The sequence below is a fragment of the Streptomyces sp. NPDC003036 genome (assembly GCF_040611175.1).
Classification (GTDB): Bacteria; Actinomycetota; Actinomycetes; order Streptomycetales; family Streptomycetaceae; genus Streptomyces.
Genome location: NZ_JBEXNO010000037.1, coordinates 44,672 through 56,340 on the forward strand (window position 1 = coordinate 44,672; position 11,669 = coordinate 56,340).

Below are 11,669 nucleotides of genomic sequence, written 5' to 3' on the forward strand. Positions count from 1 at the left end.
CCCTGCCCAAGTGGCCTCGTGCACCGCTCATTTCGGGTTCTGGGGCGGTGACGGGCGGGGCCGACCTGTCGGCTGCCAGCCGAGACTGAAGACCGCTACAACGCCACGGCCGCGGATCGCGCGATCTTGGCGGCTGTGCGGTACCGCGCCCTATGGCCTGTTGCACAAGTTGCTGGATGGACTTCGGAGTTGCCCGGAATGCCCCCGCAGTCACGCGAGTTGAGCACGTCATGACTCAAGGCCCAGCACCCCGGTCCCTGTCCGACGACACTCTCTCCGAACTGCTGAGCACTCAGCAGTTCGGCACCCTCGCCACCAACAAGCGCAGTGGCCATCCTCATCTCACCACCATGCTCTACAGCTGGGACGCCGAAGCGCGCGTCGTACGGTTCTCCACCACTGCCGACCGCATCAAGGTCAAGCAACTCCAGCGTGACCCGCGCGCGGCCGTGCATGTTCCGGGGGGCGACGTGTGGTCGTTCGCCGTGGCCGAGGGCGAGGCCGAGGTCTCCGAGGTCACCACCACGCCGGGGGACGCGACCGGGCGAGAGCTGCTCGCGATGATCCCTGAGGCCGCGCGTCCCGAGGACGAGGACGCGTTCCTGGAGCAGTTGGTCGCCGAGCGCCGCGTGGTCATCCGACTGAAGGTGTCTCGGCTGTACGGGACAGCACTCGACATCAACGGCTAGCGGGGTTCTTCACGAGCTCGTCCGCCGCTCCTCGGGCTTCGCGGCGCGGGCGGGCAGCGCGACGTCCGATTCCCGCCAGCGCGGTGACCTGGGGCCTCCGATGCTGAAGGCATGACCACAGCCATCGTCAGCACCAGCACCACCTACGAAGTCCGGGCCATCCAGCCCCCCGTCCTGCGGGAGTTGCGGGACCGCGACGACGCCGGGGTCAGGCGTGAGCCCGTCACCGACACCGAGGGCGGCGCACCGCTGCGCTGCTGTCTGCGGCACAGCGAGGCGGGCGAGCGGCTGCTGCTCGTGGCGTACGCGCCGTTGCGGCGCTGGGCCGCGGAGACCGGGGCCGAGCCGGGGGCATACGACGAGTGCGGGCCCGTGTTCATCCACGCCGAGGAGTGCGCGGGGCCGGCCCCGGGCGGGGGCTACCCGGTCGAGATGCACGGCGCGCTGCGGGTGCTGCGCGCCTACGACGTGCGCGGGCGCATCCTCGGTGGCACGCTCCTGGAGCTTCCCCAGGAGCGTGCCGGCGAGGTGGACCGCGCGCTGCGCGAGGTGTTCGCCGACCCGGCGGTGGCGCTGGTCCACCTCCGGGCCGTGCTCTTCGGCTGCTTCATGGCCGAGGTGCGCCGCCGGTGACGGCAGCCACGGCGGCTACGGAAGCCACGCCCGCCACGTCGGCTCGTTCGCCTTGACCCACTTCTCCGCCGCCTCCTCCGGCGAGAGCTTCTGCTCGGCGATCATCAGCGCGACGTCGTTCTGCGCCTCCGTCGTCCAGCGGAAGTTCTTCAGGAAGGCGGCCGCCTCGCCACCCTTCTTCGCGAAGTCGGCGTTCAGGAACTTCTGCAGCGGCGTGTGCGGGTACGCGCAGGCAACCTTCTTCGGGTCGGCGTCGCAGCCCTCCTTGTACGGGGGCAGCTTCACCTCCGTCATCGGCACCTTCTCGAAGAGCCACTGCGGCTTGTACCAGTACGTGAGGAACGGCTTCTTCTCCTTGGCGAACTGCTCGATCTGGGTGATCTGCGCCGCCTCGGAGCCCGCGAAGACGACCTTGTAGTCCAGGCCGAGGTTCTTCACGAGCGCCTTGTCGTTCGTGACGTACGACGGGGAGCCGTCGAGCAGCTGGCCCTTGCCGCCGCTCTCCGCCGTCCGCAGCTGGTCGGCGTACTTGTTGAGGTTCTTCCAGTCGGTGACGTCCGGGTGGGCCTCGGCGAAGTACGTGGGGACGTACCAGCCGATGTGGCCGGTCACGCCGAGGTCGCCGCCGCGTACGACGGTCTTCTTGTCGTCGACGTACCGCTTCTCCTCGTCCGGGTGGCCCCAGTCCTCCAGGAGGGCGTCCACCCGGCCCTGGCTGAGCGCGTCCCAGGCCGGGACCTCGTCGATCTGGACGGTGTCGACGCGGTAGCCCAGCTCGTGTTCGAGGAGGTACTTCGCGACGGCCACGTTGGCCTGCGCGCCCACCCACGACGGGACGGAGAGCGTGACCGTCTTCGCGCCCTGCGCGGCGGCGTACGGGGACGCCTGCTTGGTCATGTCCGCCGCGCCGCAGGCGGTCAGCGGCAGCAGGGTCAGGGCGGCGAGCAGGGGGGCCATGACGCGCTTGCGCATGTCAGGCCTCCTTTCCGGTCGACTGGACGGTCGGCTGGGTCACCCGGTCGAGCATCAGGCCCAGGCACACGATCGCGGCGCCCGCGACCAGGCCGGTCGCCAGGTCGCCCTGCGCGAGGCCGAAGACGACGTCGTAGCCGAGCGCCCCGCCGCCCACCAGGCCGCCGATGATGACGACGGCGAGGACGAGCACGACCGCCTGGTTGACGGCCAGCAGCAGCGCGGGCCGGGCGAGCGGGAGTTGGACCTGGCGCAGCTGCTGCCAGCTCGTCGCGCCGAGCGACCGCGCGGACTCCAGCGCCACCGGGTCGACACCGCGCAGGCCCTGCGTGGTGATGCGGACGACGGCGGGCAGCGCGTACACCACGGCGGCGGCGACCGCCGGGGCGCGGCCCACGCCGAAGAGCGCCACCACCGGGATGAGGTACACGAACTGCGGCATCGTCTGGAAGACGTCGAGCACCGGGCGCAGGCAGCGTTCGACCCGCGCGCTGCGCGCGGCGGCGACCGCGACGGCGAAGCCCAGCACCAGCGTGACGGCCACGGCGGCGAGCACCTGCGACAGCGTGTCGAGGGACGCGTCCCAGACGCCGAGCACACCGATGGCCGCCATCGCGGCGACGGCCGTCAGCGCCGTACGCCAGGTGCCGACGAGCAGCGCCAGCACGCCGACCAGCAGCAGGACGGTCCACCAGGGCAGCGCCTGGAGGCCGTCGCGGAGCGGGTCGAGGACCCACTGGGTGAAGCGGCCCGCCCAGTCGGCCGTGCCGCCGATGACGGGGACGCCCGAGTAGAGGTGGGCGGTCATCCAGTCGACGGCCCGGTTGACGGGCGCGGCGATGTCGAGGTGCCACGCCTCGGGCCAGCTGAGCCCGCCGACCAGGCGGCCGGTCACGGCGGCGGCCACCACGCCCACCGCGCAGGCGATCCCGTCGCGGCGGCCGCGTGCCGACGCACGCGCGCCCGTGGCCGTACGGTCCATCACCACGGCCAGCAGCACGATCGGGATGCCGGCGGCGAGCGCGGCGCCCACGTCGACGGAGGCGAGCGCCTGGTAGACGCGGTCGCCGAGGCCGCCGGCGCCGATGACGGAGGCGATGACCGCCATGGACAGCGCCATCATGATCGACTGGTTGACGCCGAGGAGCAGTTCCTTGCGGGCCAGCGGGAGGCGCGCGGTCAGCAGCCGCTGCCGCCCGGTCGCGCCGAGCGAGGCCGAGGCCTCCAGCACGCCCGCGTCGGCGCCGCGCAGGCCGAGCGCGGTGAGGCGGGCCATGGGCGGCGCGGCGTAGACGACGGTCGCGAGGACGGCCGCCGGTACGCCGATGCCGAAGACCAGCACGACGGGGAGCAGGTACGCGAACGCGGGCAGCACCTGCATGGTGTCGAGCACGGGCCGCAGCGCCCGGTACGTACGGTCCGACAGTCCGGCCGCGAGGCCGAGCAGCGCGCCGAGCGCGACGGACGCGGCGACGGCCACGACCATCAGGGCGAGGGTCTGCATGGTCGGCACCCACATGCCGAGCAGCCCGCACACGGCGAACGCGGCGACGGCGGTGAGCCCGAGGCGCCATCCCGCGACGCGCCAGGCGATGACGCCCGCGGCGGCGGTGACACCGGCCCATCCGGCGGCGAGCAGCACGAGGTAGACGGCGCGCACGGAGAGGACGACGGCGTTGCTGATGTGCCCGAAGAAGTAGAGGAAGAGCGGGTGGCTGTCGCGGTGGTCGATGATCCAGTCGCTGGTCGTGCCGAGCGGGCCGGACAGGTCGACGGAGAGCGCGGTGGGCCAGTTGCCGCCGCCCGCGAGGAGGGCACCGAGCGGGAGGAGGACGAGCGCGGCGGCCAGCGGCCAGTACCTGCGCAGGGCGCGTACGGCGGTCGGCAGCCGGGGCTGCTGCACGGGGGTGGTGACGGCTGCGGTCATGCCGCCGCCTTCCGCCCGGCGGCGGGGTCATCCGTGGCGGCGGCCTCCCTCGCGGCGGCCGGGGCGCCGGCCATCGGGACCCCCGCCACCACCGACAGCAGGTCCTTGTGGTCGACGACCCCGACCCACCGGCCGCCGTCGACGACGCGGACGGGGCCGCCGCTGCGGGCGACGGCCTCGATGGCCTCGGAGACGGTGGCGCCCGGGGCGACCGCGGCCGCCGACTCCGCGGTGCCGTCGGCGTCGCAGGGCGGCCGCATGGCGGTGCGTACCGTCATCACCTGCTCGCGCGGCACATCGCGCACGAAGTCGCGTACGTAGTCGTCGGCGGGCGCGCCCACGATCTCCTCGGGCGTGCCGAGCTGCACGATCTCGCCGTCGCGCATGAGGGCGATCCGGTCGCCGAGGCGCAGCGCCTCGTTCAGGTCGTGGGTGATGAAGACCATCGTGCGGCCCTCCTCGCGGTGGAGGCGTACGACCTCCTCCTGCATGTCGCGCCGGATGAGCGGGTCCAGCGCGCTGAACGGCTCGTCGAACAGCAGGACCTCGGGGTCGACGGCGAGGGCGCGGGCGAGGCCCACGCGCTGCTGCTGGCCGCCGGAGAGCTGGGCGGGCGTGCGGTCCTCCAGGCCCTCCAGGCCGACCTTGGCGACGACCTCGGCGGCCTTGGCACGGCGCTCGGCCCGCGCGACGCCCTGGATCTCGAGGCCGTAGGCGACGTTGTCGAGGACCGTGCGGTGCGGCAGCAGGCCGAAGTGCTGGAAGACCATGGCGGCGCGGTGGCGGCGCAGTTCGCGCAGCCGGTTCTTGTCCATGGCGGTGACGTCTTCGCCGTCGATGGCGACGGTGCCGGAGGTCGGCTCGATGAGCCGGGTCAGGCAGCGGACGAGGGTGGACTTGCCGGAGCCGGACAGGCCCATGACGACGAAGACCTCGCCCTTGCGCACGTCGAAGGAGACGTCGCGGACGGCGGCGGTGCAACCGGTGCGCTCGCGCAGTTCGGCGGCGGGGAGGGCGGCGAGCTCGGGCGAGCCGGGTATGCGGTCGGCCTTGGGGCCGAAGACCTTCCACAGGCCGTCCACGGAAAAGACGGGGGTACCGGCAGGGGTGCCAACAGGGGTACTGACAGTGGTACTCATCGGGCGTCACCTCGCAGCAGATCGGCGGCCTTCTCCCCGACCATCAGCACGCCGATCATCGGGTTGACGGCCGGAATGGTCGGGAAGACGGACGCGTCGGCGATCCGGATGCCGTCGAGGCCCCGGACCTTCAGGTCGGGCGACACGACGGCGAGGTCGTCGCCCTCGGCGCCCATCCGGCAGGTACCGGCCGGGTGGTAGACGGTGTGCGCGACCTGCCGGGCGTACGCGCTCAGCTCCTCCTCGTCGGTGACCTCCGGCCCGGGGCACACCTCGCGCTTGAGCCAGCCGGCCAGCGGCTCGGTCTTCGCGATCTCGCGCGCGATGCGGATGCCGTCGACGAGCGTGCGGCCGTCGTAGTCGTCCTCGTCCGTGAAGTAGCGGAAGTCGAGGGCGGGCTTGACCTCGGGGTCCGCGCTGGTCAGGTAGAGGCGTCCGCGGCTGCGCGGCTTGGGGATGTTCGGCGTCATCGACACGCCGTGCGCGGGGCGTTCGTAGCCGAGGCGCTCCGGGTTGTCGGTGAAGGGGATTTGGTAGAAGTGGAACATCAGGTCCGGGCCCGGGGACCGCGGGTCGCGGCGGACGAAGAGGCCCGCGTCGCTGTCCATGGCGGAGTTCTCCGGGATCGGCCCGTGGGTCTCCCAGACGATGACCGACTCGGGGTGGTCGAGGAGGTTCTCGCCAACGCCCGGCAGGTCGTGCACGACCGGGATGCCCAGCTTCTCCAGGTCGGCCTTGGGGCCGATGCCGGAGTGCAGCAGCAGCCGGGGCGTGTCGACGGCGCCGGCGCAGACGACGACCTCGCGGCGGGCGGTGACGAGCCGCTCCTCGCCGTCCTTCGTACGCACGTGGACGCCACGCGCGGTGGTGCCGTCGAACTCCAGCCGGTACGCCCAGGTCTCCAGCATCAGATGGAGGTTGGGCCGCTGCTCCATGATCGGGTGGAGGTACGCGACCGACGCCGACGAGCGCTTGTTGGTCTCCGGGTGGTAGGCGAGGTCGAAGAAGCCGACGCCCTCGTGGAAGGGCTTGTCGTTGAAGCCCTCGACGCGCGGGACGCCGAGCGCGGCCTGGGCGGCGTCGACGAAGTCGCGGGCGATGGCGTTCCGGTCCTTCTGGTCGACCGACACGATGTTGTTGAGGAGCTTGTCGTAGTACGGGTCCATGGCGGCCGCGTGCCAGCCCTCGGCGCCCGCCTCCTCCCACTCGTCCCAGTCGGACGGGAGCGGCTTGAAGGAGATGAGGGTGTTGTGCGAGGAGCAGCCGCCCAGTACGCGGGCGCGGCTGTGCCGGATGTGGGAGTTGCCGCGTGGCTGCGCGGTGGTGGGGTAGTCGTAGTCCAGGTCGCCGCCGAGCAGGCCCATCCAGCGGCGCAGGGTCAGCACGTCGGGGCGGTCGACGTCGCTGGGGCCGCCCTCGATGACGGCGACGGTGACGTCGGGGTCGGCGGTGAGGCGGTGCGCGATGACGGAACCAGCGGTTCCGCCGCCGACGATGACGTAGTCGTACGCGTAGTCGTACGCGGTGTTCTCGGTCATGGTGGGTGCTCCCTGGTCTCGTCAGCCCGCGAACCAGCGCACGGGGCGCGGGGCCAGGTTCTGGTAGACGTGCTTGGACTCGCGGTACTCGGCGAGCCCGGAGGGGCCGAGCTCGCGGCCGATGCCGCTCTTGCCGAAGCCGCCCCACTCCGCCTGCGGCAGGTAGGGGTGGAAGTCGTTGATCCAGACGGTGCCGTGGCGCAGTCGCCCGGCGACGCGCCGCGCGCGGCCGGGGTCGGCGGTCCAGACGCCGCCCGCGAGGCCGTACTCGGTGTCGTTGGCGAGGGTGATCGCCTCGTCCTCCGTACGGAAGGTCTCGACGGTCAGGACGGGGCCGAAGACCTCTTCGCGGACGACGCGCATGGCGCGGTGGCACTGGTCGAGGACGGTCGGCCGGTAGAAGAAGCCGGGGCCGTCGGGGCGTTCGCCGCCCGCGCGCAGGACCGCGCCCTCGGCGAGGGCGGAGGCGACGTACTCCTCGGTGCGGGCGAGCTGCTGGGCGGAGACGAGCGGGCCGCACTCGACGCCCTCGTCGGTGCCGCGGCCGATGCGGATCCGCTCGGCGCGGCGGGCGAGTTCGGCGACGAAGCGCTCGCGCACCGACTCCTCGACGATGAGGCGGGAGCCGGCCGAGCAGACCTGGCCGCTGTGGATGAAGGCGGCGTTGAGCGCCTGGTCGACGGCGGTGTCGAAGCCCTCGTCGGTCGCGCAGGCGTCGGCGAAGACGACGTTGGGGTTCTTGCCGCCCAGTTCGAGGGCGACCTTCTTGACGGTGTCGGCGGCGGCGCGCATCACCTTCGTACCGCTGACGAGTCCGCCGGTGAAGGAGACCAGGTCGACGTCGGGGTGTTCGGCGAGGCGGGCGCCGACGGGGTCGCCGGGGCCGGTGACGAGGTTGGCGACGCCGGCCGGGAGGCCCGCCTCCACCAGCAGCTCGATGAGGGCGACGGTGGTGAGCGGGGTGATCTCGCTGGGCTTGACGACGAAGGTGTTGCCCGCGGCCAGGGCGGGCGCGATCTTCCAGCTGGCCTGGAGCAGCGGGTAGTTCCACGGCGTGATCAGCGCGCAGACGCCGACGGGCTCGTGGACGACGACGCTGTGGATGTCGGGCGAGCCGGCGTCGACGACGCGGCCGCCGCTCTCGGCGGCGACGAGGTCGGCGTAGTAGCGGAAGGCGTCGGCGACGCAGTCGATGTCGACACGGCCCTCTTCGAGGGTCTTGCCCGCGTCGCGGCTCTCCAGCAGGCCGAGCTTCTCGCGGTCGCGCAGCAGCAGGTCGGCGACGCGGCGCAGCAGCGCGGCCCGCTCGGCGACGGGGGTGCGCGGCCAGGCGCCGCGGCCTCCGTCGAATGCCGTGCGGGCTGCGGCGACGGCGGCGTCGGTGTCCTCGGTGCCGCCTTCCGCCACGACCGCGAGGGTCGTGGCGTCGGCCGGGTCGAGGATGTCCCTGGTGGCTCCGGAGGCGGCCGAGCGCCACTCTCCTCCCACGTGGATGGTCTGTTGTTCCGCCACGGTCGCGTTCTGCCTTCCGGTCGTGCCTGTCCTGGTCGGGTGGTCGTCACCGACGGTGGTCGGCGACCGGGGACCCTGCCCGGAGCGGCGGAAAGCATGCGGGATCAGTACGCGAAAGTGGGTTTGGTCACTCCGCTACGGGGTCCCCGTAGAGGTCGGGCTCGTCGTCCTCGGCGCGGAGTCCGGCCACCCACAGCGGCATCACCCAGTGGATGACGAGCGCGCTGAACAGCGCGGCGAAGGCGAGCCCCTCGAACCGCACGTCGGTGAACCACGTCACCGCGCCCATGACCGCGGCGGCGAGCAGCAGGATCCCGGTGGTGATCCGGTGGGCCAGCGCCCGCACCCGGTCACGCTCCGCGAGCTGGCGCTCGTCGAGCATCCTGCCGCGCAGTTCGAGCAGCCCCCGCGTGGCGGCGTTGATGGCTCCGGTGGCGACGCACCAGGGCAGCACCAGCGCGAGCAGGACGAAGGCGGGCCAGAGCGCGTCGGCGTCCAGGACCATGAGGAGCCAGACGGCGATGGAGGCGAGCGTCAGCAGGACGTGGACCCCCACCACCGCGCGCCTGCGCGCCGCCGTGGCGTACAGCGCGGCCGCCTCGCGCCTGTTCATCAGCGCGTACATCCGCCGGTCGTAGCGCGTCGCCGTGGCCGTCGCAGTCCCGGTCGTGGTCGTTGACCTGGTCATGCTCACTGCTTCCTCCCGTTTGCCCCGTAGATCTCACTGGTGAGCGGCTGGAACGGCTCCAGCGAAAACAGCGCCTCCACCGGCAGCCCGAAGAAGCGGGCCATCTTCAACGCCAGGTCGAGGCTCGGGTTGTACTGCCCGCGCTCGATGTAACCGATGGTCTGGTAGTGGACGCCCACGGCCTGGGCGAGTGCCTGTCGCGACACCTTCCGCTCGGCCCGGACCACTGCCAGCCTGTTGTGCACCTGCTCGCTCATGTATAAGAAGTACTACATTCGATCATGCTTACGCAATGATCCGAATGGATGACCGGCAGGGGCGTCGCTCCCCGGCCCGGCGGCCGGGCCGACCTAGGGTGCGTCCATGCGCAGCAGCGACGACCGCGTCTATCTCGCCCCCGTCGACCACCTGCGGGCCGTCGCCGCTGTGCTCGTCGTCCTCTACCACGGGTGCCAGCTGCTGAGCGCGCGCATCGAGGGGCGGCCGCGCTTCGTGGCGGGCACGGACTGGCTGTACTCGGCGAACCCCGCCGCCACGCTCGTCTTCGAAGGCCACACGGGCGTCGCGCTCTTCATGGTCCTGTCCGGCTTCATCTTCACCGTCGGCGCGCACGGCCGCCCGATCCGCTACGGCCGCTTCCTCGCCAACCGGCTGCTGCGCATCTATCCGCTGTACCTGGTGATCGCGGTCCTCGGCCTGGCCACCCACGTCTCCCTGCCGACCTTTCAGGACCTGCTGCGCGTCCTGACGTTCGCGACGCCGAGCCTGCCGTACGGGGGCGTGTTCTGGACGCTCTGCGTGGAGATGCAGTTCTACCTGGTCTTCCCGCTGCTCAACCGGCTCCTGACGGAGCGTGGGCCGGGCGCCCTGCTGCGCCTGCTGGCCGCCGTGTCCCTGCTGCGGGCCCTGGTGTGGCTCAGCAGCCCGGCGCCCGCGCCGCACACGGCGGCGCTCTACCTGGGCCTGGCGGGGCGCATCGACCAGTTCCTGCTCGGGATGCTGGCCGCCTGGGCGTACGTGCACCACCGCGAGCGGCTGCGGGCGGCGGCCCGGTGGCTGGCGCCCGTGGCGCTGAGCCTCGCGCTGGGGGTGCTCTGGTCGTACAACCAGCTCCACGGGTACGTCTCCGACAGCCCGCTGAAGCTGGCGTGGAGCGGCGCCGAGGGGGCGGTGTGGGCGCTGGTGGTCGTCGCGTACGTGGCGGGCGCCGGGCCGGGCGGGGGCGGCCGGGTGTCCCGGTGGCTGGCCCGGCTCGGGGAGGTCAGCTTCTCGGTGTACCTGACGCACTTCATGGTGCTGACGCTGCTGTGCGAGTACGCCTGGTTCCCGGGCGTCCTGCCTCCGGTGGGCGAGGCGTTCCTGCTCACGCTGCTGGTCGCGCTGCCGCTGACGGTGGCGGTGTCGTTCGTGACGTACCACGCCATCGAACTGCCGTTCCTGCGGCTGCGGCGCCCGTACGTGGAGCCCGCGAGCGCGGCGGAGACACCGCGCCCCCGGCAGCGGGCGGGCTACCGGGGGCGGTGAGGTCCGTACACGTACGGACTTCGAGGTCAGATCAGGCAGATCAAGTCGGGCAGATCAGAGCAGGCCGAGGGCGCGCACGGCGTCGCGCTCCTCCACCAGCTCCCGCACCGACGCGTCGATGCGCGTGCGCGAGAACTCGTTGACGTCCAGGCCCTGGACGATCTCGTACCGGCCGTCCTTGCAGGTGACCGGGAAGGAGGAGATCAGGCCCTCCGGGACGCGGTAGGAGCCGTCCGACGGGATGGCCATGGAGGTCCAGTCGCCCTCGGCGGTGCCGTTCACCCACGTGTGGACGTGGTCGATCGCGGCGTTCGCGGCGGAGGCGGCCGAGGAGGCGCCACGGGCCTCGATGATGGCGGCGCCGCGCTTGGCGACGGTCGGGATGAAGTCGTTGGCCAGCCACTTCTCGTCGTTGACGACCTCGGCGGCGTTCTTGCCGGCGATGGTGGCGTGGAAGATGTCCGGGTACTGGGTGGCGGAGTGGTTGCCCCAGATCGTCAGCTTCTTGATGTCGGAGACCTGGACGCCCGTCTTCTTCGCCAGCTGCGACAGCGCGCGGTTGTGGTCCAGGCGGGTCATCGCGGTGAAGCGCTCGGCCGGTACGTCCGGGGCGGCGGCCTGCGCGATCAGCGCGTTGGTGTTGGCCGGGTTGCCGACGACGAGCACCTTGACGTCGTCCGCGGCGTGGTCGTTGATGGCCTTGCCCTGCGGCTTGAAGATGCCGCCGTTGGCCTCCAGCAGGTCGCCGCGCTCCATGCCCTTCGTACGCGGGCGGGCGCCCACGAGCAGCGCGACGTTGGCGCCGTCGAAGGCGACGTTCGGGTCGTCGGTGATGTCGATGCCGCGCAGCAGCGGGAACGCGCAGTCGTCGAGCTCCATGGCGGTGCCCTCGGCGGCCTTGAGGCCCTGCGGGATCTCCAGGAGGCGGAGCTTGACCGGCACGTCCGCGCCGAGCAGGTGGCCGGAGGCGATGCGGAAGAGCAGCGCGTAACCGATCTGGCCGGCCGCGCCGGTCACGGTGACATTCACGGGAGTGCGGGTCATGGC

11 protein-coding genes are annotated in these 11,669 nt (G+C 72.1%); 3 read left to right on the forward strand and 8 right to left on the reverse strand.

The genetic code is table 11. The features are described from left to right. Positions 1–230: 230 nt before the first annotated feature. Positions 231–689, forward strand: coding sequence for a TIGR03618 family F420-dependent PPOX class oxidoreductase (locus tag ABZX67_RS25055; RefSeq protein ID WP_355363895.1), 459 nt, complete (start codon positions 231–233; stop codon positions 687–689). Between the two features lie 111 nt (positions 690–800). Continuing rightward, positions 801–1,322, forward strand: a complete 522-nt coding sequence (locus tag ABZX67_RS25060; protein WP_355363898.1) for a DUF1203 domain-containing protein — start codon at positions 801–803, stop codon at positions 1,320–1,322. Between the two features lie 15 nt (positions 1,323–1,337). Here ABZX67_RS25060 and ABZX67_RS25065 read toward each other — a convergent pair whose 3' ends face one another. The 7 genes from ABZX67_RS25065 to ABZX67_RS25095 all read right to left on the reverse strand — a co-directional run bounded on the left by ABZX67_RS25065 (position 1,338) and on the right by ABZX67_RS25095 (position 9,355). Further along, the gene (locus tag ABZX67_RS25065; RefSeq protein ID WP_355363901.1) at positions 1,338–2,294 is read right to left on the reverse strand and encodes an ABC transporter substrate-binding protein; all 957 of its coding nucleotides are present in this window, start codon (positions 2,292–2,294) and stop codon (positions 1,338–1,340) included. Position 2,295: 1 nt separating this feature from the next. Next, positions 2,296–4,221, reverse strand: coding sequence for an ABC transporter permease subunit (locus tag ABZX67_RS25070; protein WP_355363904.1), 1,926 nt, complete (start codon positions 4,219–4,221; stop codon positions 2,296–2,298). Further along, positions 4,218–5,360, reverse strand: a complete 1,143-nt coding sequence (locus ABZX67_RS25075; protein ID WP_355363907.1) for a betaine/proline/choline family ABC transporter ATP-binding protein — start codon at positions 5,358–5,360, stop codon at positions 4,218–4,220. The genes ABZX67_RS25070 and ABZX67_RS25075 overlap by 4 nt, the downstream gene beginning before the upstream one ends. Then, positions 5,357–6,898, reverse strand: a complete 1,542-nt coding sequence (locus tag ABZX67_RS25080) for a GMC oxidoreductase (protein ID WP_355363910.1) — start codon at positions 6,896–6,898, stop codon at positions 5,357–5,359. The genes ABZX67_RS25075 and ABZX67_RS25080 overlap by 4 nt, the downstream gene beginning before the upstream one ends. A gap of 21 nt (positions 6,899–6,919) precedes the next feature. Continuing rightward, the gene (locus ABZX67_RS25085) at positions 6,920–8,410 is read right to left on the reverse strand and encodes an aldehyde dehydrogenase family protein (protein ID WP_355363913.1); all 1,491 of its coding nucleotides are present in this window, start codon (positions 8,408–8,410) and stop codon (positions 6,920–6,922) included. 127 nt (positions 8,411–8,537) lie between these two features. Further along, complete coding sequence (locus ABZX67_RS25090) at positions 8,538–9,098, reverse strand: hypothetical protein (protein WP_355363916.1); 561 nt, start codon at positions 9,096–9,098, stop codon at positions 8,538–8,540. Positions 9,099–9,100: 2 nt separating this feature from the next. After that, positions 9,101–9,355 carry a helix-turn-helix transcriptional regulator gene (locus ABZX67_RS25095; RefSeq protein WP_355363919.1) on the reverse strand — a complete coding sequence of 85 codons (255 nt, stop codon included), beginning with the start codon at positions 9,353–9,355 and terminating at the stop codon, positions 9,101–9,103. Between the two features lie 106 nt (positions 9,356–9,461). Here ABZX67_RS25095 and ABZX67_RS25100 point away from each other — a divergent pair, with 106 nt between their 5' ends. Further along, entirely contained in the window at positions 9,462–10,622 is a 1,161-nt protein-coding gene (locus ABZX67_RS25100) for an acyltransferase (RefSeq protein ID WP_355363922.1), read from the forward strand. Positions 10,623–10,676: 54 nt separating this feature from the next. Here ABZX67_RS25100 and ABZX67_RS25105 read toward each other — a convergent pair whose 3' ends face one another. Next, a complete protein-coding gene (locus tag ABZX67_RS25105; protein WP_355363925.1) occupies positions 10,677–11,666 on the reverse strand; it encodes a malate dehydrogenase in 990 nt (329 codons plus the stop codon). Between the last annotated feature and the right edge of the window lie 3 nt (positions 11,667–11,669).